This window comes from Paraburkholderia sp. C35 (genome assembly GCF_003121405.1).
GTDB lineage: Bacteria > Pseudomonadota > Gammaproteobacteria > Burkholderiales > Burkholderiaceae > Paraburkholderia.
The window spans coordinates 39,382-63,610 of the sequence record NZ_QBUY01000005.1 but is presented as its reverse complement, the minus strand read 5'-3'; the positions used below and the strand labels follow the sequence as shown (position 1 = coordinate 63,610).

The following is a 24,229-nucleotide window of genomic DNA, read 5'->3' as shown; positions in this document are numbered from 1 at the left end:
CCTTGCGCGGCTGCATGTCGATTCAGTCCGTGCCGTGCCGCACCCAGTCCTGCGCAATCACGTTCAGCACGATCGCCGCCGATGCCGCGCCGGGGTCCATATGCCCGACGCTGCGTGAGCCAAGCCGCGACGAACGCCCTTTGGTGGCGACCATCAGCCGCGTGGACTCGGCGCCTGCCGTCGCGGCTGCCTGCGTGCGCGCCATGATTCCCGCAAGGGACAGTCCATCTGCCATGCCCTGCCCGGCGGCTTCTGCGGCAGGCGCCCACACATCGACCATCGTCTTTTCGCCGACTTCCGCCTTGCCGCGCGACCGGATGCCTTCCGCCATCGCGACGATCAGACCCGGTGCTTCATTGAGCGGCACCGCGTGGCGTGCGCCCGCAACCTTCGCTGCACGCATGAACGCCGTCGCATACAACGGCCCAGACGACGCGCCCACAGCATTCAGAAAGCCCTTCGCCGCCGCGTTCAACTGATCTGCAAGCGTCGATTCTTCGGGCAGCGCCTCAATCGCTTTCGACGCTGCCGTAAAGCCCTGTTCCATCGCGATACCGTGGTCCGCATCGCCGATCACGCCGTCGAGGCGGCAGAGTTCGTCTCGCGCGCCTGCAATCGTGCTCGCCAGTTCGCGGAACAATCGCGCGATATCGGTCGTGGTCAGTGTGTGCATCGTCCTGCCTCCTGCTGAAACATCGCGCACTCGCAGGGATGATCGAGCAGGCGCTGCAATTCATCGTCGAGATGCATCACCGTGATCGACGCGCCCGCCATTTCCAGCGACGTACACAGCGGCCCGACCAGCGTGCGATGCACGACGAGTCCCGCATCGTTCAGTCGCTGCGCGACCCGCCGGTTGAGGATGTACAGCTCCATCAGAGTCGTGGATCCGAGCGAATTGACGAGCACGGCCACGCGATCGCCTTTTGCCGCATCCATCTCACCGAGGATCGCGTCCATGATTTCATCGACGATGGCATCAGCGGAGCGCAGTGCTTCACGACGCATGCCCGGTTCGCCGTGTATGCCCATGCCGATTTCCATCTCGCCCAGCGATATCTCGAAGTTGGGACGCCGCGTCTGCGGCAGCGAGCACGGCGCCAGCGCAACGCCGAGCGTGTAGGTGCGCGCATTCGCGTGACGTGCCACGCGCTCAACTTCTTCGAGCGGCAACATCAGATCGGCGGCTGCACCGGCGGCCTTGAAGATGAACACATTGCCCGCCACCCCACGACGCTTCTGATGCTCTTCACGCGGCGCGGACGCAATATCGTCGGTCGTCAGCACCGTACGCGCCTCGACGCCTTCGAGTTCGAGCAGCTCGGTGGCCATGTCGAAGTTCATCACGTCGCCAGCGTAGTTGCCGTACATGAACAGCACGCCCGCGCCGCCATGCGCGGCGAGCGCTGCATCGACGGATGGCTGCGGTGGCGGCGACGCAAACACGTTACCGATGACGGCTGCATCCGCAAGACCTTTGCCGACGAAGCCCAGAAACGTCGGCTCGTGTCCCGATCCGCCGCCGATCACCAGCGCCACCTTGCCTTCGCGCGGGCCGTTGCGCGCCATGATCGCGCGCGGCGCGCCGGGGTGGCGCGTCAGCACGTCGCCGTGCGCAGCCATGACGCCGTCGAGCATTTCATCGACGGCAGCATCGCCGTCGTTGATCAGTTTTTGTGTGATCGTGCCGTGCATCGTCTGATTCCTTCAGATGTTCAGATCGGCCATGCCGGTGTTGAAATGCGGCGCCCAGAACGCCACCGATTCCGCGATCTGCGCGACCACTTGCCGGGCGGTCGGCTCGCGTTCCTTGAACGACAGTTCGAGGCAAATCTCGTTGTCGCGGCCACCGCCGTCGTGCAACGCCGCAATCAGCGGTTCGGGCTGAATGCGGCCGCGTGCGTTGTACTCGGCGGTGAAGGGACGATGCCCGCCTTTGTCCAGCAACGACTGCTTGATATGGATGATGGGCGACACGCGCGGCACAGCGCGCGCCCACGCATACGGATCGAAGTCGTCGGGATTCGGGCTGGTGACATCGCCGTGGTCGATGTCGGCCATCATCCACATGGGGATCGCCATGCGGGCGGCACTCAAACGCTCCTGCAACGCCATGCATGCGGAAATCGTTTCGCCGAATTCGCGGCCGATCGACATCGGTTCCCAGAATACGTACTTCAACCCCGCGTGCTTCGCGTGCTCGGCGACCTCGGCCCAGCAGTCGATGGCTATGCGGATCAACGCTTCACGCCGCTGCAAATCGTCGAAATCGCGATACGTGAAAATCGCGAACTGCGTGCCGATCGCGTCGCCGCCGAGATCGGCGGTGATGTCGGCAAAGGTCTTGAACCAGTCGATGTAGTAGCGCCGCACGTCCGCATCGGGATGCCCGAAGTGATTCAAACGTCCATACGGACCCGTCATGCCCGACGTGATGCGCACACCCGTTCTGGCCATGGCCGCGCGCATTTGACGCGTAAGCCGTCGGATCGTCGACGCGGGCCACGATGGATTGATGAACTCATGCGTCAGTTGCACGTCGCGGATTTTCATCTCGTGCGCAATCGCGTCGATGAGATCGTCCGGTTCGGCAAAGCGGTTCACCAGCGGATTGGTGTTGAGTGCAAGCGTGAATGGCATGTTCGTCTCGTTTCGGCTCGGGGCGTACGCTGATTGCGCTTAGGCGAACTTCATCACGCGGCTGTCCAGCCACGCTTCGAAGGTGGCGATCTGCGCTGTGCTCATATGCAGACCGTGCTTGGTACGACGCCAGAGGATGTCGTCGGCTGTCTCCGCCCATTCGTGGGCCATCAGATAACGCGCTTCCGCTTCGTAGAAATTGGGCCCGAATTGCTGGCCGAGACCTGCGAGCGACGACATGCCATCGATCAGTTGCGCAGTACGCGAGCCGTGTGTCTGCGCGTAGTAGCGCGTCAGGTCGCGCGGCAACCAGCTATGGCGACTCTGCAGATGCGCAACGAAACGGGTCATATCGGCATCCGCTATGTCGCCGCCCGGCAGCGTCGCACTCGCCGTCCAGTCTTCGCCCATGTTCGGAAACGTCGGGCGCAGCCGTTGCAATGCGTGCTCGGCGAGCTTGCGAAACGTCGTGATCTTGCCGCCGAACACGTTGAGCAGCGGCGCGCCCGCGCTGTCGTCGAGGTCGAACACATAGTCACGCGTCACCGCCGACGGATTGCCCTGCCCGTCGTCATACAGCGGGCGAACGCCGGCAAAGCTCTGCACGATGTCCTGACGGCGCAGCGGACGCCTGAAATAACGGTTCACGGCGGAAAGCAGATAGTCGATCTCTTCGCTGCTGATCGTGACGCGTTCGGGTGCGCCGTCCCATGGCACATCGGTGGTGCCGATGAGTGCCTTGTCGCCTTCATAGGCGTTGATGAAGATCACGCGCTTGTCGTGGTTCTGCACCAGATAAGAATGCGCGCCATCCCAGAACTTTGGCGTAACGATATGGCTGCCTTTCACCAGCCGCACCTTGCGCGTCGACGCCGCGCCCGCGCGCCCGATCACCTCCGATACCCACGGCCCCGCTGCATTGACGAGCGCGCGGGCGCTGACGCTGCGTGTCGCGCCATCGCGCGCGTCGCGCAGTTCGACACGCCACATATCGCCGTCCCGCCGCGCGGACACACACGCTGTTCGCGTCAACACCTGTGCGCCGCGCTGTGCCGCATCGACGGCATTCAGCACCACGAGCCGCGCATCGTCGACCCAGCAATCGGAGTACTCGAAAGCCTTGCGGTATTCAGGCTTGATCGGCGCGCCTTCGGGATCACGCCGCAAATCGAGCGAGCGTGTGCCCGGCAGCTTCTTGCGGCCTCCGAGGTGATCGTAGAGAAAGAGCCCCGTGCGCACCAGCCATGCGGGACGATCGCCGGGACTATGCGGCAAAACGAAACGCAGCGGCCAGATGATATGCGGTGCTGCATTGAGCAACACTTCGCGCTCGATCAATGCTTCGCGCACGAGTCTAAATTCGTAGTACTCAAGATAACGCAGACCACCATGCACGAGTTTGCCCGAACGAGACGATGTGCCTTGTGCAAGGTCGTCCTTTTCGCACAGGAGCACGGACAGTCCCCGGCCCGCCGCATCACGCGCAATCCCCGCGCCGTTGATGCCGCCGCCGATCACGCAAAGGTCCACCACGTTGTTCGTGCTCATCTCAACGTTCCGTATTCGACGTTAGTCAGGGCTGGCGTAAGCGGCTCGACATGCTGCATCGTCTGCGCCGGATGCATCAACTGGGCGGTTTGCGCCCATGTCGGTGCGAGCGCTTCGCGCGCGTTGCGATACACAGGGAACAGGCGCGTGTAGCGATGCGTCAGATCCTGATCGGCCGTTTCGACTTCACCCAGCAGCGGCGTGACCCATTGCGCGATGCAGGCCTCCATGTCGGGATAGACGCCGAGCGCGATGGCGGCCATCATCGCCGCACCCGCTGCGCCCGCTTCTTCCCGCATCGAAATGCGCGTCGGTGCGCCGACTGCCGCGCCGAGCACGCCACGCAACGCGCGTGAACGCGTCGCGCCGCCCGTCAGGCGCAGTTCCTTCGGCATCGGCAGGCCCATCGACGTATAGCAGTCGCGCGCCGCCATTCCGAGCCCTTCGACCACCGCGCGCACCAGATCCGGAAAACGGCTTTCGCTCGTCAGCCCGATAAAGCCCGCCCGTGCATTCGGATCGACGAACGGCCCGCGTTCGCCTGCATCGGAGATATACGGGTGATAGAGCAGCGAACCGGCGCGCGCTGGCTGCAGCCAGCCATCGATGCATTTCATGCCGTCGCTGTGCGACAGGCGCGTGCCGAACTGCGCCAGCAGATCACTGGCAAGATGCAGCAGCCAGTCGATATTGAGCGTGGCGGCCATGTTCGACTGCACTTGCGCCGACATGCCCGGCAGCGGCAAGGCGATGACATAGCCCGTACCCTCGGCGTTCAGATGCACATCGCTATTGCGTACCGCCCGCATATGCATGCCCGTCGAGCCGACGATCGAGCAACTGGCGTGCGCTGCGTTCGCCGTGTGAATGCCTGCACCGAGCGCCGTCGAGACGATATCGACGAAACCCAGGCACACGGGCGTACCCGCGAGCAGTCCTGTCGCCGTGGCCGCCTCAGGCGAGAGCGGATGCAGCACCTGCGTGCCATCGACAATCTCCGGCAGCAGACCGCGCCGCGCGCTCAGTCCGAGCGCTTCGATCACCGTGTCGTCGTAACGGCGCGTGCGGAAATTGCCGTAGGTGAAGCTCGCTTCCGATGGATCGGTCGCGCGCACACCAGTCAGGTTCAGATAGAGCCAGTCCTTGCAATGCAGCGCCACTTCGGCACGGTCGAGCACGTCCGGCATCGTTGCGGCCATATGCGCGATCTGCACGCCCTGGCTGCATGCGGCGAGTCCCGTGCCCGTGGCTTCGAATCGCGCGCGCGCCAGCGGTCCCTGCTGCAAGCGCCGCACCGTGCCCGCTGCGCGGGCGTCGAGCCACAGCCATGCATCGCTTGCGGGGCGATTGCCCGCGCCGACCAGCCAGGTGCCGTCGCCTTGTCCCGTCACGGCAAGCGCTCGCGTTCGCTGCGCCAGACCGGCGACCTTGGCGCCGAGATCACGCAGCGTCTTCGCGCAGTTGAGCCAGGTCTGATCGAGCGGTTGCGATGCTTCGCCATCGGCTCGCGTCGTGTAGCTGTTCGGCACCGATGCGCACGCTATCTGCCGGCCCGACAGATCGTAGGCGACCGCCTTGATGACCGATGTACCCGCGTCGACACCGATCAGAAGATCATGCGCCGCGGCCGTCATCACGCTGCCTCCGTCGCGGAGGATTCGAGATTCAGCTCCAGTGCGGTCGCTTCGTCGGTGATAAGACCGCTCAGCAGGCCGCTGTTGAGCACGGCGCGAATCGCTTCGATTTTCGAGGCACCGCCGGCAATCGCGATGATGCGGCGCCCCTTCAGATCGGCCAGCCGGGGCGCAACCGTGCGCGCCGCCAGCGAAGTCTCACCCGACTTGCCCGCGCGATTGAAGAAGTGCCCGAGCAACTCGCCCTCGCCGCCCAGCTTGCGGACTTCCTGAATCTCCGCGGGCTCGATCATCTGCGAAGCAACCAGTTGCGCGTCCGCGCCCACCGAGCCGATGCCGACCACCATCAGGTCCGAACGCGCCGCCAGGTCGAACACCTCGCGCACGCCGCGCTGCGAGAGCAGCACTTCGCGATCTTCGGCCGTATTGGCGAAGAACGGCAGCGGCAGCACGTACGACATCGCGCCCGTCTGTTCGGCCAGACGATGAATCACGTCGTACGGATTCGCGGTGTATTTGCGCGTCACGCCACCGAGCAGCGACACGAAGCGCACGGTGCCGGCGTCCATGCGCGGAATGTTCGCCACCACGGCGGCCAGCGTGCGTCCGTGGCCAATGCCGATCACGCCGTCCTGCCGCGCGCCGATCTCCCGTTGCAGGAACTGCGCACCGGCGACGCCGCGCGCGAGCAGCGGCAAGTCGCCTTCGCTGAGATCGGGCACCACCTCGCAGTAGTCGAGACCGTAGCGTTGCGCGAGTTCGCCTTCGAGCACCACGCATTCGGTGACGTCGCCGTCGATGGTGAATTTGACCGCGCCCGTCTGATGGGCCCGGGTAATCAGCCGATGCGCCTTCACATTGCTGACGCCTAGCCGGGTGGCGACGTCGGCTTGCGTCTGTCCGGCCACGTAGTGCAACCACGCGGCCCGGATGGCGAGACTGTCCTCGGCATCGCGTTTGATAGCGGATTTCGTCATATCGTCTCCGTGCTCACACGAACTGATATTTTTTCCGTGTGCTGAAATTTATTTCAGTTGTGAGCACGATAGGCAGCCAGGACTTCAATTGCCATCCGCTAAAACCCTGATACGCCGGATCGATCGATCAGCGCCAGAGAAACTCTGCTGCAGTGCACAGTTGCCTTCGGGATCGCTCGCGCATCCCGTCCGCTGTCATAACGGCTCGATCAACCGCGCGTCGCCATGTTCGCAATAGCCATGACATGCAGCACGCGCGGCATTGGCGGCGCCATGCACGCACAGCGGCGCATCGGAACGGCGCGACATCGACACGACGATCGAAGGCGGCGACGGCTGCAACGGCAACTCGACCCCTTCGCCGCGCGCGATCAGTTCATCGACGAACAGACGCGGAATGGCCGCGACACCGAAGCCGTCGCGCACAAGTTGCACGATCACGGAAATAGACGGCGAACCGGTGATGCGCGTGTCTGCCATCGGCACGCCGTTCGCGAGCGCCAGCTTGCTGACGATATCTTCAAGCGCACGATGCGGCGCCGTTCCGCGCCCGAACGTGAGAATCGGATGGCGCAACACGCGTTTCGCCAGACCGCTGCGCGAGAGCGGCAAAAGACCCGCGCGCGCGATCCAGTGAACCGGATAGTTGGCGAGCGCATCGCATACGACCGATTCCTCGTCGCTGCCTTCCACCCGGATGATCAGATCCAGTTCGCCCGCCATCAGCCGGCGTTGCAACACGACGCTCACATCGACGGCAAGCTCCACCTCGAGTTGCGGATAGTCGGCCGCGAGCCGCCGCATGTAGTCGGCGAGCCAGCTGTGCACCACCGTCTCGATCACACCCAGCCGCAGCTTGCCGCGCATCGCGCCTTCGTTAGACGCGGCCGCCTGCAACTGGCGCGTCGCTTCGACCACCGCTTTCGCGTAGCCAAGCAGATATTCACCATTCGGCGTCAGGCGGAATTCACGGCTATCGCGATCGACGAGCACCGTCTGCAATTCATCTTCGAGCGCTTTCACGCGCTGGGAAATCGCGGCTGGCGTTGCGTGCAGCGCCGTTGCCGTGGTGCGGAAGCTGCGCAGTTTGGCGAGCGTGACGAAGGTTTCGAGGAAGCGAGTATTCATGGCGCTAAGCGCTTCAAAAAAAGCGACGTGACTCGGGAAAACCCGTGGTTTCGTTAAGAAATTCTATCCACCGACAGCAAAGAAAACTAGTTGGCGTCAAATTTTCTTCTTTTCTATGCTTTGCCTGACGGTACGCAATTCGACACGCGAAGCGCGCCACACACCGAAAACCATCGCCAGAGACGTCCCCACCATGACTCCTTTTGAATTCCGCCAGGCTGTGCGCCACCGCGACTTTCGCGGCCCGACGGCCGGACATTGCGGCGAGTACGCGCAAGCCAATCTGGCGATCCTGCCCGCCGCCGCTGCGCACGACTTTCTGCGCTTTTGCCACGCGAATCCGAAGGCTTGTCCGCTGCTCGGCGTCGGCGAACCGGGGGATTTCCGCCTGCCGATGCTCGGCCGCGACCTCGACATCCGCACCGATGTGCCCGCTTACAACGTGTATCGCGATGGCGCGCTGAGCGCACGCGTGGAATCGATCGAGGCGCTCTGGCAGGACGATTTCGTTGTGTTCGCAATCGGCTGTTCGTTTTCTTTCGAGCACATGCTCGCGCAGGAAGGCATCGGTCTGCGCCATGTCGAAGAAGGCCGCAACGTGCCGATGTATCGCACCAACATTCCCAACCAGCGCGCGGGTACCTGCGGCGGGGCACTCGCCGTGTCGAGGCGCCCGATGCGCGGCGCCGACGCGATCCGCGCGGTGCAGATCACGAGCCGCTTTCCTGGCGTGCACGGTGCGCCCGTGCATATCGGCGATCCGTCGGTGCTCGGCATCGCCGATCTCGCGCGTCCCGATTTCGGCGATGCCGTGACGATCCACGCTGCCGAATTGCCTGTGTACTGGGCCTGCGGCGTGACGCCACAAACGGCGCTGATGGCAGCAAAACTGCCGCTCGCCATTGCCCACGCGCCGGGCCACATGCTGATGACCGACATCACGAATGCATCGCTAGCCGTGTTCTGAACGCTGCGGCGCACGCAGCGCCGCAACGCCGGGTGTCCCCTTCGTTGACCGAAATCTGGCCGCGCCGACCAGAGGGGCCCACTCGACTCTACGAAATCTCTTCCGGCAGTCGAACGGCGCCTCTCGTTCCCCACGCGACTATCAACAGGAGCTACAGATGGACAGCAAGACACTCACGGCAATCGCAGACGAACCTGTCGAAGCGGCCGTTCCCCGCCAGCTTTCTTGGTACGCCGAAGCGGGTCCACGTGCGCGCCGCGCATTCTGGAGCTGCAAGGTCGGCTACATGCTCGACGGCATGGATACGCAGATGCTGTCGTTCGTCATTCCTACGCTCGTCGCGACGTGGGGCATCACGCTCGCGGATGCGGGTTTCATCGGCACGTTGACGCTGCTTTCATCGGCGCTGGGCGGCTGGATCGCGGGGATTCTGTCGGACCGCATTGGCCGCGTGCGCACACTGCAACTCACCGTGTTGTGGTTCGCCGTCTTCACCGGTCTGTGCGGCCTCGCGCAGACCTACGGCCAGTTGCTCGCAGCGCGCGCGCTGATGGGCTTTGGCTTCGGCGGTGAGTGGACGGCGGGCGCCGTGCTGATCGGCGAAGTGATCCGCGCTCGCGACCGCGGCAAAGCAGTGGGTCTCGTGCAGTCGGGCTGGGCGCTCGGCTGGGGCCTGGCCGCCCTGCTCTATGCCGTGCTGTTTTCGACGATGGCGCCAGAAATCGCGTGGCGAGCGCTGTGTCTCGTCGGCCTCGTGCCTGCGCTGCTCGTGCTGGTGATCCGCCGCTATGTGAAAGAGCCGGAAGTGTTCGAGCAATCGAAAGCCGAACAGCAGGCCGCGCAAGACACGCCGCGCTTCACTGAAATCTTCGCGCCAAAGCTGCTTTCCACGACGTTGCGCGCCGCCCTGCTCACGACGGGCGCACAGGGCGGCTACTACGCGATCACCACATGGCTGCCAACTTTCCTGAAGACGGAGCGTCATCTCACGGTGATGGGCACGGGCGGCTATCTTGCGATGATCATCGTCGGGTCGTACGTGGGTTATCTGTCGAGCGCATGGCTCACCGATCGCATCGGCCGCAAGCCCAATTTCATTCTGTTCGCAATCGGCTCGATGGCAATCGCGTTCGCCTACACGTCGCTGCCGCTGACGAATGCTTCGATGCTCTGGCTCGGCTTTCCGCTCGGCTTCTTCGCTTCCGGCATCTTCGCGGGCATGGGCGCGTTTCTTACGGAACTCTTCCCGACCCGCGTGCGCGGCTCCGGCCAGGGCTTTTGCTACAACGTCGGCCGCGCAATCGGCGCGCTCTTTCCTGTGCTGATCGGCACGCTGTCGAAGCAGTTCGGACTCGGCACGAGCATCGGCATCTTCGCGGTCGCTGCGTATGGCGTGCTGATCATCGCGGCGCTCACCTTGCCCGAAACACGCGGGCGTGAACTCGAATCGGCCTGAGCGCGATCGCACATCTGCGTCGTCGTTCGATCGACTGTCTTCAACCTGAAAGCGTCTCTCATCGCATCATGAATCGTCATTCCACTCCCGAAGCTTGTGTGCCGTCCCGCTGGCAGTTCTGGATCGACCGCGGCGGCACCTTTACCGATATCGTCGCGCGCCGTCCCGACGGCTCGCTGACCACGCACAAGTTGCTCTCCGAAAATCCCGAGCAATACCGCGATGCGGCTGTCGCGGGGATTCGCCACCTGCTCGGCCTGCGTGCCGACGAGCCGATCACGCCGCGCGACGTCGACATGGTCAAGATGGGCACGACGGTCGCGACCAATGCACTGCTGGAGCGCAAGGGCGAACCCGTTGCGTTCGTGACCACGCGCGGCTTTCGCGACGTGCTGCGGATCGCGTATCAGAACCGTCCGCGTCTGTTCGATCTCGACATTGCGCTGCCTGAATCGTTGTATGAGCGCGTGATCGAAATCGACGAACGGAGCGGCGCGCAAGGCGACGTGGTCGCGCCGCTCGATCTCCATGCCGCCGAAGCCGCGCTGCGCGAAGCTTTCGATGCCGGCATCCGCGCTGTCGCCATCGTGCTCGTGCATGGTTACCGGCACACGGCACACGAGCGCGAGATTGCTGTGCTGGCGCGCCGTATCGGCTTCACGCAGGTGTCGGTTTCGCATGAGGTTTCGCCGCTGATGAAGATGGTGTCGCGCGGCGATACGACTGTTGTCGACGCCTATCTGTCGCCGATCCTGCGCCGTTACGTCGATCAGGTGGCGCGCGAGATGCCCGGCGTGAATCTGCAATTCATGCAGAGCAGCGGCGGCCTCACGCGCGCCGATCTGTTCCAGGGCAAGGACGCGATTCTCTCCGGCCCGGCGGGCGGGATCGTCGGGATGGTGCGCGCGGCGCAGGCGGCAGGGTTCGAACGTGTGATCGGCTTCGACATGGGCGGCACGTCGACCGATGTCTCGCATTTCAACGGCGAGTTCGAGCGCGTGTTCGAAACACAGGTGGCCGGTGTGCGCATGCGCGCGCCGATGATGAGCATTCACACCGTTGCGGCAGGCGGGGGTTCGGTATTGGGTTTCGATGGCGCCCGTCTGCGCGTCGGGCCGGATTCGGCGGGTGCGAACCCAGGTCCGGCCGCGTATCGGCGTGGCGGCCCGCTCGCCGTCACCGACTGCAACGTGATGCTCGGCAAGATCCAACCGGCGTTTTTTCCGCACGTTTTTGGCCCGCACGCCAATGAAGCGCTTGATCGGGATGTCGTTGTGGAGCGCTTTAGCGCGCTGGCCGATGAGATTTTCGCGGCGACCGGCCAGCGGCGCACGCCGGAAGATATCGCGGAAGGTTATCTGGAGATTGCGATCGGCAGCATGGCGAACGCGATCAAGAAAATTTCCGTGCAGCGCGGCCACGACGTGTCGCAATACGTGCTGACGACTTTTGGCGGCGCAGGCGGACAGCACGCCTGCGGTGTCGCCGACGCGCTCGGCATGACGAGCGTATTCGCCCATCCGCTTGCGGGCGTACTGTCGGCGTTCGGCATGGGCCTCGCCGATCAGACGGCGATGCGGGAACGCGCGCTGGAGATCGTACTGGACAGCACGTCGCTTGCCACCGTCGACGCCGCACTCGACGCGCTCGCCAGCGATGCAACAGGTGCACTGCTCGATCAGGGCGTCGACGCTGAGCGTATTTCTACGGTACGTCGTGTGCATCTGCGTTACCAGGGCACCGACTCGGCGCTCGCGGTCAACGCAGGCAGCGTGCAATCGATGCGCGAAGCGTTCGAGGCCGCGTACCGGCAGCGCTACGCGTTCCTGATGGCGGACACGCCGCTCGTCGTGGAACTGGCCTCCGTCGAGGCAATCGGTCACGCAGACGCGCAGGCCGTCACCGATCAACTCGCTGCACGCGCGCCCGGCGATCTTCCCGCCGTGGCCGCAACGGTTCGCATGTATTCGGGCGGACGCTGGCACGATGCATCGCTGTATTCGCGCGACACGCTGCTGGCAGGCGACAGGCTCGACGGCCCCGCGATCATCGCCGAGAAAAACGGCACTACGGTTGTCGAACCAGGCTGGCAGGCTGTGCTGACCGCGCAGGGCAATATCGTCATGACGCGCGTGCTGCCGCTGCCCACGCGCCGTTCGATCGGCACCCAGGCCGACCCTGTGCGGCTCGAAATCTTCAACAACCTCTTCATGTCGGTCGCGGAGCAGATGGGGCTGCGGCTGCAAAACACCGCCTACTCCGTCAACATCAAGGAGCGGCTCGACTTCTCGTGCGCGATCTTCGATGCTGCGGGCAATCTGATTGCGAACGCGCCGCACATGCCCGTGCATCTGGGATCGATGGGCGAAAGCATCCGGACCGTCATCGAGCGCAATCGCGGCACGATGCGCGACGGCGACGTGTACATGCTCAACGACCCGTATCACGGCGGCACGCATCTTCCCGATGTCACCGTCATCACGCCCGTATTCGCCGATGGCAGCGACGCGCCGCTTTTCTATGTCGGCTCGCGCGGCCATCATGCGGACATCGGCGGGATCACGCCGGGTTCGATGCCCGCTGCGTCGTCGCACATCGAAGAAGAAGGCGTGCTGATCGTCAACTGGCAGCTGGTTTCGGCAGGCGTGTTGCGCGATGCAGAGACACGTGCGCTGCTTGGGTCTGGCCGATATCCTGCGCGCAACATCGCGCAGAACATGGCGGATCTGCGTGCGCAGATTGCCGCGAACCAGAAAGGCGTCGATGAATTGCGACGCATGGTCGCGCAGTTTGGCCGCGAGGTCGTGCTCGCCTTCATGCAGCACGTGCAGGACAACGCCGAAGAAGCCGTGCGCCGCGTGATCGGTGCGCTCAAGGATGGCGCGTACCGTTACGCGCTCGACAACGGCGCAGTGATCGACGTGGCCATTCGCGTCGATGCTGACACGCGCAGCGCGACGATCGATTTCACCGGCACGTCCGCGCAACTGCCGAACAACTTCAACGCGCCGAAAGCAGTGTGCATGGCCGCCGTGCTCTACGTGTTCCGCACGCTGGTCGGCGACGACATTCCGCTCAACGCCGGTTGCCTGAAACCGCTCTCGGTGATCGTCCCTGAAGGATCGATGCTCAATCCCGTCTATCCCGCTGCGGTGGTGTCGGGCAACGTGGAGACGTCGTCCGCGGTCACGAACGCGCTGTATGGCGCACTCGGTATCGTTGCATCGAGCCAGGGAACGATGAACAACTTCACGTTCGGCGACGCGCGCTACCAGTACTACGAGACGATTGCGGGCGGCAGCGGCGCGGGCGAAGGGTTTCACGGCGTCGATGCGGTACAGACGCACATGACCAACTCGCGCCTGACCGATCCTGAGGTGCTCGAATGGCGCTATCCCGTGCGGCTCGAATCCCATCTGATCCGCGCGCAATCGGGTGGCGGCGGACGCTGGCGCGGTGGCAACGGCGCGATCCGACGCATCCGTTTTCTCGCGCCGATGACGGCTTCGATTCTTTCGAATAACCGGCTTCACGGGCCGTTCGGTGCGGCGGGCGGACACGCGGGTATGACGGGCAACAATCGCGTCGAGCGCGCGGGCGGTGAGGTCGTCGCGCTTGGGCATATCGCGAGCATCGAGATGGCAGCGGGCGATGTGTTCGTTGTGGAAACGCCGGGAGGTGGTGGATTCGGCGGGGCTTGACGAGGCTTTACTTCGAACCGCACGAGCAGAGTGGATCGCCAGAAGTGTTAAAGCAAACCCCGCCAGATCTCCATCTCGCGGGGTTTTTACTAGAGCTGTCGTATCACGCGCTCACTTCTCCACGACACTCAGCAGCGCCTGCTTGCCGTCGACATACTTGTAGAGCGAAATCACCCCGTGCCGCAGATCGCCGTTCGCGTCGAACTGCGTTTCGCCGAGCACGCCGTGGTAATCGGTAGCGGGCATCGCAGCCAGAATCTTCGCCGGTTCGGTCGATTGCGCGCGTTTCATCGCATCGACGATCACGCCCACCGCGTCGTATGCAAATGGCGAGTTCAGCACGGGCGCGTAGCCAAAGCGCTTCTTGTACCGGTCGACAAAGGCCGGCCCTTCGGCCATTTTCAGCAGCGGTGCACCGGCAATCGAGCAGATCACGTTGTCGGCGGCATCGCCTGCGAGCTTGGCGAGATCTTCAGCACACAGGCCGTCGCCCGCCAGCACCTTCGCGGGAATACCGAGTTGCTTGGCCTGTTTCGCGAACGGGCCGCCTGTGCCATCGAGACCGCCATACATGATCACATCGGGCTTTTCGCCCTTGATCTTCGTGAGAATCGCGCGGAAATCGACGGCCTTGTCGGTGCTCGCATCATGCGACAGCACGGTGATGCCGTTCGCCTTCGCCTGCTTCTCGAACTCGACGGCCAGTCCCTGCCCGTAAGCGGTCGAATCATCGACGATCGCCACCGTCCTGACCTTCAGGTTCTTCGCCGCGTAATCGGCCAGCGTCGGGCCCTGCTGCGCGTCGGTGGCGACGACGCGATATGCCGTCTTGAACCCTTGCAGCGTGTACGCCGGATTCGTTGCGGACGGCGACACCTGCACGATACCCGCATCGTTATAGATCTTCGACGCGGGAATCGTCGAACCCGACTGCATATGCCCGACCACGGCCACTACCTTGTCGTCGGCCAGTTTCTGCGCAACCTGGGTAGCCTGGCGCGGATCGCCCGCATCGTCCTGAGCGTCGAACACCAGCGTCACTTTTCTCCCGCCGATCACGAGACCCTTCTGGTTGATCTCCTCGATCGCAAGGCGCGCGCCGTTCTCCGTGTCCTTGCCCAGATACGACGCAGGCCCGGTGACGGGCGCGGCTTCACCGATCTTGACCGTCTCGTCGGCACGGGCGACGCCGGTTGCAGCGCTCGACAACGTTCCCAGAATGCCGACAGTCGCGATGCTGCGACCCCAAGCTGTGCTCTTGCTCATGCTTCACCCGAAAAGTAGTTGTGGTTGGCCACGACGAACAGCCAACGCCGCCCATCGACCGGCTACGCGCAGCGCGATGTCATCTGCCGGTAGTTCGAAATTTATGCAGCCAGAATGCGGCGGCATTGAATCGATCTGCCGGAAAATAGAAGAATTGCGGCAGAGGCGCGCGACGCTCCACACGCGCCCCGCCACCGTATAATCCGGACGATCCCCCCACGAGTTTGCGCATGCCGACCGCTGCCTCTCCTTCGAAATCCGCTGCAACCGCGGCGCAAACGGCACATGAACTGGTCGAGCAACTGGATGCGCTGCCGCGCACGCTTCAGACGCGGCCCAGCCGGTCCGAAGCGGAACTGAGCGTCGGGATTCTTCTGTGGCCACGCTTTCCGATGCTGTCGCTGGCCGGGCTATGCGATGCGCTGCGCCACGCAGCGGATCGCGGCGACCAGAGCCGGCAGTTGCGCTGTCTGTGGACCATCGTCGGCCTGCAAGGGGAATCGGTTGAAGCGAGTTGCGGTATTCCGGTGCCGGTGCAGTCTGCCTTTCCGGATCTCGCGCAATTCGACTATCTGGTTGTTATCGGCGGGCTGCTGCCGGAACTCGATCACGTCGATCGCCGCTACTGGGATTACCTGAAGCTCGCCGCTCAGGGAGGCATTCCGCTCGTCGGCCTGTGCACCGGCAGCTTCGTGCTGGCGCGCGCGGGGCTGATGGACGATCACGTCGCCTGCGTGCACAGCTTCCATCTTGAAGACTACCGGCGCCTGTTTCCCGCGTTGCGCGTGATCACGCACGCGGACTACATGATCGACGGCAACCGCATCACCTGCGCGGGCGGGATTTCCGTGGTGGAACTGGCCGCGCGTCTGATCAGCCTGCATTGCGGACCGGATCGCGCGTCGAAGGTGATTCATCAGATGACGGTGAGCCGTCAGGGCGGCTCGTCGTTCGTCGAACGGCGCGCGGCGCTGGGCTATCTGTCCGTTGGTGATGCGACCGTGCGGCACGCGGTCCTGCTGATGGAAGAGAACCTTGAAGCGCCGCTGAACATCGCCGTCATTGCAAAGATGATTGGCACCAGTGTGCGCAATCTCGAACGCGCATTCATGGCGGAGATGGACACGTCGCCCAACGAGTTCTATCGACGCATGCGGCTGCGCTACGCGCGCTGGCTGCTCGTCAATACGGCCCGCAAGATCACGGACATTGCCTATGAGTGTGGCTTTGCGGATTCCGCGCATTTCATCCGCGTGTTTCGCGAAGCCTACGGCGTCACGCCTGGCAAACTGCGCGCGTCACGAACGACTGGCGCTGACTGAGCGCGCTGGACCTGCAATCGGGCTTACGCATCGCTGCTCCTGCACGTCTGTCGCGTTTCTTCTACTTTGCGGCAGATCGGTGCAATTCCTCTGCTTACCGCCGCACTACAGTCGGGTCATCGGGTGAGCCGTGTTTGCGCGGCGCCTTTCTTCCAATCAGAACGAACCCGCATGACCGAAAAGCCTAATATCCTGGTGATCGGCACTGGTGGCACCATTGCCGGCCAGGGCAAAGCCGCTATCAACACGTCAGCTTATCTGTGCTCGGTGCTCGGCATCGACGAGATTCTCGACACGCTTCCTCAGGCAAGCGCACTCGCCAGCCTGCGCTCGGAGCAGCTATTGCAAACCGGCTCCGAGAACTTCAACAGCGAGCATCTGCTCGCAATCGGCAAGCGCGCCGCCGATGCGCTGGCGCGGCAGGATGTCGATGGCGTCGTGATCACGCACGGGACCGACACGATCGAGGAGACTGCGTATTTTCTGCATCTCACGCTCAAGAGCGTAAAGCCCGTGGTCGTAGTGGGATCGATGCGGCCGCCATCGGCGATGAGTTCCGATGCGCCGCTCAACCTCTACGATGCGATTGCGGTGGCGGCGCATCCCTCATCACGCGGCATCGGGACGCTGGTTGTTGCCAACAGCGAAATCCACACCGCGCGTGACGTCGTCAAGAGCAACAGCTTCAAGCTCGATGCGTTCAGTTCGCCATATGGTCCGCTTGGCTGGGTGATCGAAGGCGTGCCGCATTACTATCGCCGTCCGGCCCGCGCGCATACGCTCGATACGCCGTGGTCGCCCGACGGGCTGGCGAATTTGCCCAAGGTCGATATTGTCTTTGGATACGGCGCACTGGAAGCCGATGCGATTGAAGCGATTGCCGCGAACGCTCGCGGGCTGATCTTTGCGGGCACAGGCAACGGCAACATCGCGAGTCATTTGCTCGGGCCGTTGCGAGACGCGGCGAGGCGCGGCGTGTTAGTGGTGCGCGCGTCACGGACGGGACATGGCATCGTGTTGCGCAATGGCGCACAACCCGACGACGAATACGGCTGGCTCACCGTCGATGATCAGATTCCGCAGAAAGCGCGGCTACTTCTTATGCTTGCGCTCACACAGGTTGCGGACAGGAATGCATTGCAAGCGGTGTTCGAGCGGTATTAAGACGCGCTCTTTTCTGCGTGAAGATGTCGGCGACCGACCGGACGCCGACATCTTCGCTCATCAAGCCTGGAATTCCGCTTTCAAGCTCGTGTACAACCGCCGATAACGACCATACCGCTCCTGATTACTCGCCTGCCAATCGGACTGAGGTTCAAACGTGTCCAGAACCGGCGGCATCGAGCAGACGGCGGAAACATCCTCTTTCCCGTGAGCCAACCGCGCCAGCCGCGCCGCACCAAGCGCCGCGCCAATGTTGCTGCCTTCATGCAGATGCAGCGGGAAACCCAGCGCTGTCGCGCACAGGCTTCCCCAGAACGCGCTTCTCGAACCACCACCGACAAACGATGCGCCCTGCAACTCCGTGCCGGCGCCACGCAACGCGGCATAACCATCCGCCATCGCGAACGCAACGCCTTCCATCACGCTATACGCCAGATGCTCGGCGCGATGCGATCCCGTCATGCCGAAGAACACGCCTTTTGCGGATGCATCGTTATGAGGCGTGCGTTCGCCATTCAGGTACGGAAGGAATATCGGCGGATTGCCGTCGCGGCCTTGCGGCGCGATGCCGACGAGTTCGGATACATCCGTCTTCAACAACGCAGACAGCCATTCCAGACTGGCCGCCGCCGAGAGGATCACGCTCATCTGATGCCATTGCTCAGGCAGGCAGTGACAGAACGCATGCACGGCTTCGCCGGGATTGGGCGCATATCGCGCGGTACTGGCGAACAATACGCCCGATGTTCCCAGCGACAGAAACGCATCGCCCGGATTCACAACGCCGATCCCGACTGCACTCGCCGCGTTATCGCCCGCTCCGCCACACACGACGACGGAACCCGACACACCCCACTCGCGGCGCAGTTCATCGCGCAGTTGCCCGCCAGGCTCACTGCCTTCCACGAGCCTCGGCATGTTGTCCCGCGACAACCCCGTTGCGGAGAGCATTCTGTCCGACCAGTCACGTCGCGCGACATCGAGCCACAGCGTGCCCGACGCATCGGACATGTCCGACACGAACTCGCCCGTCAACTTCCACGCAACGTAGTCCTTCGGCAGCAGAACCTTATGAACGGAGCGATAGACGGCCGGCTCATACTTCGACAGCCACAAGAGCTTCGGTGCCGTAAATCAGGGCATCGCAAGATTGCCGGTGATGGTGCGCGAATCAGGGACCAGCGCTTCCAGTTCGACACACTCGGCATACGCGCGGGTGTCGTTCCACAGAATGGCGGGCCGCAGCACGTTACCGCTGCGATCCAGCAGCGTGGCTCCATGCATCTGCCCTGACAGGCCAATGCCGCTCAACGCAGCAAACTCGGGCGCATGCTCGGCCCGGATGCTGCCGATGGCGTCGAGCGTCGCATTCCACCACGCCTGCGGACTCTGCTCCGACCAATGCGGATGCGGATTCTCCACACGCAAGCGGACACCCGCCGTAGCCACGACATTCGATTCGTCGTCGGTAAGCACAACCTTGACCTCGGAAGTACCCAGGTCGATTCCAAGAAAACTCAAGATCTGATTCCTCTGGTTATGTGGCGCGACATCACGCTGCCGCGCGATGTTCCGGACGCGAAACCTCGTTGAGCCGATGCAGCGCGCGGAATCGCGACGGCGGCATGCCCTTCTGCGCGAGAAACTGCCGATTGAAATTCGATACGTTGTTGAAACCGACGCGATAGCAGACGTCCGTCACGCTGAGGTCCGTGCACATCAGCAGTTCGCAAGCCTCATTGAGCCTGAGCCGGTTCTGATACTGAACGAACGTGCAGCCGGTGTGGCGCTTGAAGTAACGCGTGAAGCTGCTGACGCTCATGCTGGAAAGCGCCGCGACATCTGTCTCGCGCAGGTTGCCAGAAAGGTTCTGCTGGATATACGACAGCACCTGATTGATCGTCGACGACATATACCGCTGCGCGTTCACGTCATACGACGGCCCCGCGAGCAGCCTTCTGTCCGTGCAACCGACAAGCTGTTCGAGCACGCTCATGAGCAACGCAACCCGGCGCGCGCCATGCGCCGCCGACAGATCCTGCATGAATGGCGTAATGGACCGCCCAAGCGAATCGGGAAACTGAAGTCCGCGCGATGCCTGATCCAGCATCGCCAGCACGGGGCTCAATTCGGCGAATGCGGCCACCATGCGCTCGACCGCTTCACGCGAGAACTGCAGCACCAAGTCGCGCGACGGCACATCGGCGTCGGCGCCTTCGTCGCTGATCCAGTTGTGCGGCAGGTTCGGGCCGGTGAGAACCAGATTGCCCGGTTCGAAGTCGCCAATGAAATCGCCCACGAAGAACTTGCCCGTCGAAGCACGAATGACGTGCACTTCGTACTCGGGATGAAAATGCCATTTCGCCACGCTATGCGGATAGTCGTGGACCCATGCCCGGAAGGATTCATCCTGCCGGGTGTGCACCAGTTCCAGATCTGGACTCATTCGTTGTCTCCTTCTTACCGGTTTATCCGGTTTCTTCTGCGTTGCCGGCTATGCGCGCTAATGCATCCCCACTGAGGATGTTGCCCGCACACCATCCGTGCGACCCAGTTCCTTGCCGGACGCGAGCGTGAGATTTTCCTCGGTCTGCGCGTCGAACACATGCAGGTCGCGGCGGTTCATCTCCAGCGTGACACGCAAGCCGATCGACGGCAGGTTGTCCGACGGTATCAGGGCCGTGACCCGCTCGCCAGAACAATCCACCGTAACGAGCGCATCGGCGCCGAGTATTTCGACCAGTTCCACGTTGCCGCGAATCTTCAGCGAGTCGGCCTGGCCGCTTCCTTCTGCGATCCGCACGTAATTCGGCCGGATCGCCACCTTGACGTCCTGACCGGCACGCAAGGACGCGAAGCGCGACCCGGAAAGTATCCACGTTTCGTCGAGCACGCGCACGGAAAATGCATCCGGCGAACCCTCAACCGTGCCGGACAGGAAGTTCATCGCTGGCGTGCCGATGAAACCTGCCGCAAACAACGTGCGCGGATAGTGATACAGCTCGCTCGGCGTGCCCGCCTGCTCGATTCTGCCGCCGCGCATCAGGATAACCCGATCGGCCAGCGTCATCGCTTCCAGCTGATCGTGCGTGACATAGACCGTGGTGGTCTGCAAACGTTGATGCAGACGCTTGATGTCGGTGCGCAGTTGCGCACGCAACTTCGCGTCGAGGTTCGACAGCGGTTCGTCGAACAGGAACACGTCGGGCGTCTTGATCATCGCGCGTGCAATCGCCGCGCGCTGTTGCTGTCCGCCCGACATCGCGCGCGGCTTGCGTTCGAGCAAGGTATCGAGATTGAGCATCGACGCCACCTCGCGCACGCGGCGGTCGATTTCCTGCATCGGTGTCTTCAGGCGGCGCAATCCGAACGCGATGTTGTCGTACACGTTCATATGCGGATACAGCGCGTAGTTCTGGAAGACCATCGCGACGTTGCGTTCGCGTGCGGGTACGTCGTTGACGACCGTCGCGCCAATCGACAGATCGCCGCCCGAAATGCCTTCCAGCCCAGCAATCATGCGCAGCATCGTCGATTTGCCGCAACCCGACGGGCCGAGCAGCACGACGAATTCGCCATCGTCGATCTGAAGGTCGAGCGGATGCAGCACGGGCGGGCCGCCGTCGTAGTGCTTCGTCAGTCCTTTGCACACAATATTGGCCATGGCTTTAGTCCATTTCGATCTGGATTTTGACGTCTTCCGGATGACCGGCCGCTGCTTCTTCGAACGCCTTCACGCCTTCAGAAAAGGCGAACTTGCGCGAGATGAACGGCTTCACGTCGATCATCCCCGAACTGATCAGCGCCAGCGCACGCGGAAAGATATTGGCGTAACGGAACACCGATTCGAAGCGCAATTCCTTCGCCTGCATCGCGACCACGTCGAGCGCGACCGGTCCCGGCGGCATGCCGACGAGCACCACGCAGCCACCTGGGCATGCGTGATCGAGCAGCGTGTCGAAGACCCTGGCATTGCCCGATGCTTCGAATACGACGTCGGCGCCCCAGCCTTGCGTCACGTCCGCGACCACATCGGCCAGCGACTGCTCGGTGACGTTGACTGTCGTGACAGCCGGGTTGTCGGCGAAATGCTTCAGCTTCGCGCCCACCACGTCCGCGAGAATGACGCGCGATGCGCCGCCTGCGAGTGCCGCAAGCGCCGTCATCGCGCCAATCGTGCCCGCGCCGATGACCACGGCCACGTCACCCGGCTTCATCGCTGCCTTTTTTGCGGCCTGCAAACCAATCGACAACGGCTCGACAATCGCACCTTCCGCAAACGACACGTTGTCCGGCAGTCGGAACGTGAACGCGGCGGGATGCACGACGAACGGCGTCAGGCAACCGTGAATGGGCGGCGTCGCCCAGAAGCGCACGGCGGGATCGAGGTTATACATGCCGCGCATCGTCGCGGGCGAATCGAATTGCGGAATGCCGGGTTCCATGCACACGCGGTCGCCCACTTTCAGGTGCGTGACGTCTGCGCCGATTTCGACGATCGTGCCCGATGCTTCGTGTCCGAGCACCATCGGCTCTTCGACCTTGAACGGACCGATGCGTCCATGCGTGTAGTAGTGAACGTCGCTGCCGCACACGCCTACCGTGTGGATCTGGATCTTGACGTCGCGCGGACCGACGGCCTGCGACAGTTCGATGTCACGCAGGCTCAGTTTGCGGGTGGCTTCCAGTACAAGTGCCTTCACTACAGTCTCCTTACTTTCCTTTGAGCATCGAATTCAGCAGGCGGCTCAGCGCGCCCACGAAGATAATCGGCGGCAGTGCCAGCAGCACCGTCGACGCGTTGATCACACCCCACGGCACTTCCTGTCCCAACGACGTAAATGCGGACGCGACGACGGGCAGCGTTGCGCTGTGCGACGAGGTCAGCGCGAGGCCGATCATCAGTTCGTTCCATACCAGCACGAAGCTGAAAATGATCCCGCCCATCAACGTGCTCGCGCAGGTCGGCAAGGCGACGCGCCAGAACACTTCGTACGGGCCGCAGCCGTCGAGCGTGGCCGCTTCCTCGATCTCGCGCGGTACGCGCTGGAACACGGGAATCGACAGCCATGTGATGGTCGAAAGCGTCGTCAGCAGATACGTGACGATCATCGAGAAGCGCGTGTCGTACAGCCCGAGATCGACCCAGATCGCAATCAGCGGAATGGCCACCGCCACGGGCGGCAGAAAGCGCAGCGACAGCAGAAAGAACTGGATATCGCGCTTGCCCGGCACGTGATAACGCGCAATCACATAGGCAGCCGGCACGCCGAGCAGCGTGCCCAGCAGAACAGCCGTACCGACGATCACCGAACTGTTGCCAAGCGCGATCAGAACTTCAGGGCTCGAAATCACCTGCCGGTAGTTATCGAGTATCGGGCTGAAGAAAAAGCGCGGTGTCGGCGTGACGATATCGAGCAGGTTTTTGAGTGAATTGAGTACTGCCCAGAACACCGGAAATACGGCGATCAGCGCCAGCGCAATACCAAACAGGAGAACCGTGCTACGCGGGATCAGTCTTCCCATTTGTTCACCCGTTTCCAGATAAAAGTGAAAATCAGCGTGGTCGCCACCATCATCAGCACGGCCATACTCGATGCATACGACACCTTGCCCGACAAGCCGATACCTTGCGAATACGCGTACATGTCGAGCGTTTCCGTCGATACACCTGGTCCGCCTTTGGTCATCACGTAGATCAGATCGAACGAACGCAGCGACTCGACCATCTTGATGAACACGAGACTCATGATGGGCGCCTTGAGCATCGGCAGCGCGATATACGCATAGACCTGCCACGTCTTCGCATAGTCGAGACGCGCGGCTTCGAGCGGCTCAGGCGGCAAGGTCTCCAGCAGCTTCAGCACGACGACGGAGAAGAACAGGCCCCACTGCCAGATATCGACGAGCGCGACTGCGTAGAGCGCGAGACTGGGATCGGACAGAAACGCAGTGTCCTGTATGCCGACGAGTCCAAGCATCCAGCTAAGGATGCCCGTCAGCGGCGAGTACATAAACTTCCAGATAAACGCCGCCGATACACGCGGCAGCAATACGGGCGTAATCAGCAATACGCTGATCGCATTGCGCATGCGGCCATGAACGTGTTCGAACAGGTAGATCGCAATCACAATGCCCACCGCCACCGCGCCGACTACCGTCACGATTTCCCAGCTCGCCGACACTTCAATCGAATTGACAAAGCGACGATCGGAAAACAGACGCGCGAAATTGCGAAACCACACGTACTCGCTATCCGAATAGCGCAGCACGCGATTTCTGAGTGCAAGATTGATTGCAGCAATAGTGGGCACGAGACCCAGCACCGCCATCACGACCAATGGCGGGACGAGAAAAACAAACGGAAGACTGGTCTTTCCGCGATTGAACATACGACACCTCGACGGCCAATGAAGCTGAAAGGCG

The 24,229-nt window shown here is 62.8% G+C and carries 18 protein-coding genes and 1 pseudogene; 5 read left to right on the top strand and 14 right to left on the bottom strand.

Annotation, left to right across the window (positions count from 1 at the left end; translation table 11 throughout):
• Positions 1 to 22 precede the first annotated feature (22 nt).
• The 7 genes from dhaL to DK391_RS04780 all read right to left on the bottom strand — a co-directional run bounded on the left by dhaL (position 23) and on the right by DK391_RS04780 (position 7,927).
• On the bottom strand, positions 23 to 673 hold the full coding sequence (gene dhaL, locus DK391_RS04810; protein ID WP_109476853.1) for a dihydroxyacetone kinase subunit DhaL: 651 nt from the start codon (positions 671 to 673) through the stop codon (positions 23 to 25).
• Positions 661 to 1,695: a dihydroxyacetone kinase subunit DhaK gene (locus DK391_RS04805; protein ID WP_109476852.1), complete on the bottom strand. Its 1,035-nt coding sequence runs from the start codon at positions 1,693 to 1,695 to the stop codon at positions 661 to 663. Before DK391_RS04805 ends, dhaL begins: the two co-directional genes overlap by 13 nt.
• Positions 1,696 to 1,707: 12 nt before the next feature.
• Positions 1,708 to 2,640: a TIM barrel protein gene (locus tag DK391_RS04800; protein ID WP_109476851.1), complete on the bottom strand. Its 933-nt coding sequence runs from the start codon at positions 2,638 to 2,640 to the stop codon at positions 1,708 to 1,710.
• A gap of 39 nt (positions 2,641 to 2,679) precedes the next feature.
• Positions 2,680 to 4,188 (bottom strand): glycerol-3-phosphate dehydrogenase, encoded by a 1,509-nt coding sequence (locus DK391_RS04795; protein ID WP_109476850.1) that lies wholly within the window; start codon positions 4,186 to 4,188, stop codon positions 2,680 to 2,682.
• On the bottom strand, positions 4,185 to 5,822 hold the full coding sequence (locus DK391_RS04790; protein WP_109476849.1) for an FGGY-family carbohydrate kinase: 1,638 nt from the start codon (positions 5,820 to 5,822) through the stop codon (positions 4,185 to 4,187). The genes DK391_RS04795 and DK391_RS04790 overlap by 4 nt, the downstream gene beginning before the upstream one ends.
• Positions 5,822 to 6,799, bottom strand: coding sequence for a sugar-binding transcriptional regulator (locus DK391_RS04785; RefSeq protein ID WP_109476848.1), 978 nt, complete (start codon positions 6,797 to 6,799; stop codon positions 5,822 to 5,824). Before DK391_RS04785 ends, DK391_RS04790 begins: the two co-directional genes overlap by 1 nt.
• A gap of 195 nt (positions 6,800 to 6,994) precedes the next feature.
• Positions 6,995 to 7,927: a LysR family transcriptional regulator gene (locus DK391_RS04780; protein WP_109476847.1), complete on the bottom strand. Its 933-nt coding sequence runs from the start codon at positions 7,925 to 7,927 to the stop codon at positions 6,995 to 6,997.
• Between the two features lie 193 nt (positions 7,928 to 8,120).
• Between DK391_RS04780 and DK391_RS04775 the strand changes: the two genes are divergently transcribed.
• The 3 genes from DK391_RS04775 (at position 8,121) to DK391_RS04765 (ending at position 14,051) form a co-directional block, all read left to right on the top strand.
• Positions 8,121 to 8,894 carry a putative hydro-lyase gene (locus DK391_RS04775; RefSeq protein ID WP_109476846.1) on the top strand — a complete coding sequence of 258 codons (774 nt, stop codon included), beginning with the start codon at positions 8,121 to 8,123 and terminating at the stop codon, positions 8,892 to 8,894.
• A gap of 157 nt (positions 8,895 to 9,051) precedes the next feature.
• Positions 9,052 to 10,350, top strand: coding sequence for an MFS transporter (locus tag DK391_RS04770; RefSeq protein ID WP_109476845.1), 1,299 nt, complete (start codon positions 9,052 to 9,054; stop codon positions 10,348 to 10,350).
• Between the two features lie 68 nt (positions 10,351 to 10,418).
• Complete coding sequence (locus tag DK391_RS04765) at positions 10,419 to 14,051, top strand: hydantoinase B/oxoprolinase family protein (RefSeq protein ID WP_109476844.1); 3,633 nt, start codon at positions 10,419 to 10,421, stop codon at positions 14,049 to 14,051.
• 111 nt (positions 14,052 to 14,162) lie between these two features.
• On the opposite strand, the gene DK391_RS04760 is transcribed toward DK391_RS04765, so the two are convergent.
• On the bottom strand, positions 14,163 to 15,317 hold the full coding sequence (locus DK391_RS04760) for a branched-chain amino acid ABC transporter substrate-binding protein (RefSeq protein WP_109476843.1): 1,155 nt from the start codon (positions 15,315 to 15,317) through the stop codon (positions 14,163 to 14,165).
• Between the two features lie 230 nt (positions 15,318 to 15,547).
• Here DK391_RS04760 and DK391_RS04755 point away from each other — a divergent pair, with 230 nt between their 5' ends.
• Complete coding sequence (locus DK391_RS04755) at positions 15,548 to 16,639, top strand: GlxA family transcriptional regulator (RefSeq protein ID WP_109476842.1); 1,092 nt, start codon at positions 15,548 to 15,550, stop codon at positions 16,637 to 16,639.
• A gap of 123 nt (positions 16,640 to 16,762) precedes the next feature.
• The gene (locus DK391_RS04750; RefSeq protein WP_275426809.1) at positions 16,763 to 17,803 is read left to right on the top strand and encodes an asparaginase; all 1,041 of its coding nucleotides are present in this window, start codon (positions 16,763 to 16,765) and stop codon (positions 17,801 to 17,803) included.
• A gap of 60 nt (positions 17,804 to 17,863) precedes the next feature.
• Here the strand turns inward: DK391_RS04750 and xylB are convergent.
• The 6 genes and pseudogenes from xylB to DK391_RS04720 form a co-directional block, all read right to left on the bottom strand.
• A pseudogene (gene xylB / locus DK391_RS04745) lies at positions 17,864 to 19,324 on the bottom strand (xylulokinase).
• Between the two features lie 31 nt (positions 19,325 to 19,355).
• Positions 19,356 to 20,249 carry an AraC family transcriptional regulator gene (locus DK391_RS04740; protein ID WP_109476840.1) on the bottom strand — a complete coding sequence of 298 codons (894 nt, stop codon included), beginning with the start codon at positions 20,247 to 20,249 and terminating at the stop codon, positions 19,356 to 19,358.
• A gap of 57 nt (positions 20,250 to 20,306) precedes the next feature.
• Positions 20,307 to 21,467 carry a sn-glycerol-3-phosphate ABC transporter ATP-binding protein UgpC gene (gene ugpC, locus DK391_RS04735; RefSeq protein ID WP_109476839.1) on the bottom strand — a complete coding sequence of 387 codons (1,161 nt, stop codon included), beginning with the start codon at positions 21,465 to 21,467 and terminating at the stop codon, positions 20,307 to 20,309.
• A gap of 4 nt (positions 21,468 to 21,471) precedes the next feature.
• Positions 21,472 to 22,506, bottom strand: coding sequence for an NAD(P)-dependent alcohol dehydrogenase (locus DK391_RS04730; protein ID WP_109476838.1), 1,035 nt, complete (start codon positions 22,504 to 22,506; stop codon positions 21,472 to 21,474).
• Between the two features lie 10 nt (positions 22,507 to 22,516).
• Positions 22,517 to 23,329, bottom strand: a complete 813-nt coding sequence (locus DK391_RS04725; protein WP_109476837.1) for a carbohydrate ABC transporter permease — start codon at positions 23,327 to 23,329, stop codon at positions 22,517 to 22,519.
• Positions 23,317 to 24,195, bottom strand: a complete 879-nt coding sequence (locus tag DK391_RS04720) for a sugar ABC transporter permease (protein WP_109476836.1) — start codon at positions 24,193 to 24,195, stop codon at positions 23,317 to 23,319. The genes DK391_RS04725 and DK391_RS04720 overlap by 13 nt, the downstream gene beginning before the upstream one ends.
• Between the last annotated feature and the right edge of the window lie 34 nt (positions 24,196 to 24,229).

Coding starts and splice junctions, on each gene's coding strand:
- dhaL (WP_109476853.1), bottom strand. CDS start 673: ATGCACACACTGACCACGACCGATATCGCGCGATTGTTCCGCGAACTG.
- DK391_RS04805 (WP_109476852.1), bottom strand. CDS start 1,695: ATGCACGGCACGATCACACAAAAACTGATCAACGACGGCGATGCTGCC.
- DK391_RS04800 (WP_109476851.1), bottom strand. CDS start 2,640: ATGCCATTCACGCTTGCACTCAACACCAATCCGCTGGTGAACCGCTTT.
- DK391_RS04795 (WP_109476850.1), bottom strand. CDS start 4,188: ATGAGCACGAACAACGTGGTGGACCTTTGCGTGATCGGCGGCGGCATC.
- DK391_RS04790 (WP_109476849.1), bottom strand. CDS start 5,822: ATGACGGCCGCGGCGCATGATCTTCTGATCGGTGTCGACGCGGGTACA.
- DK391_RS04785 (WP_109476848.1), bottom strand. CDS start 6,799: ATGACGAAATCCGCTATCAAACGCGATGCCGAGGACAGTCTCGCCATC.
- DK391_RS04780 (WP_109476847.1), bottom strand. CDS start 7,927: ATGAATACTCGCTTCCTCGAAACCTTCGTCACGCTCGCCAAACTGCGC.
- DK391_RS04775 (WP_109476846.1), top strand. CDS start 8,121: ATGACTCCTTTTGAATTCCGCCAGGCTGTGCGCCACCGCGACTTTCGC.
- DK391_RS04770 (WP_109476845.1), top strand. CDS start 9,052: ATGGACAGCAAGACACTCACGGCAATCGCAGACGAACCTGTCGAAGCG.
- DK391_RS04765 (WP_109476844.1), top strand. CDS start 10,419: ATGAATCGTCATTCCACTCCCGAAGCTTGTGTGCCGTCCCGCTGGCAG.
- DK391_RS04760 (WP_109476843.1), bottom strand. CDS start 15,317: ATGAGCAAGAGCACAGCTTGGGGTCGCAGCATCGCGACTGTCGGCATT.
- DK391_RS04755 (WP_109476842.1), top strand. CDS start 15,548: ATGCCGACCGCTGCCTCTCCTTCGAAATCCGCTGCAACCGCGGCGCAA.
- DK391_RS04740 (WP_109476840.1), bottom strand. CDS start 20,249: ATGAGTCCAGATCTGGAACTGGTGCACACCCGGCAGGATGAATCCTTC.
- ugpC (WP_109476839.1), bottom strand. CDS start 21,467: ATGGCCAATATTGTGTGCAAAGGACTGACGAAGCACTACGACGGCGGC.
- DK391_RS04725 (WP_109476837.1), bottom strand. CDS start 23,329: ATGGGAAGACTGATCCCGCGTAGCACGGTTCTCCTGTTTGGTATTGCG.
- DK391_RS04720 (WP_109476836.1), bottom strand. CDS start 24,195: ATGTTCAATCGCGGAAAGACCAGTCTTCCGTTTGTTTTTCTCGTCCCG.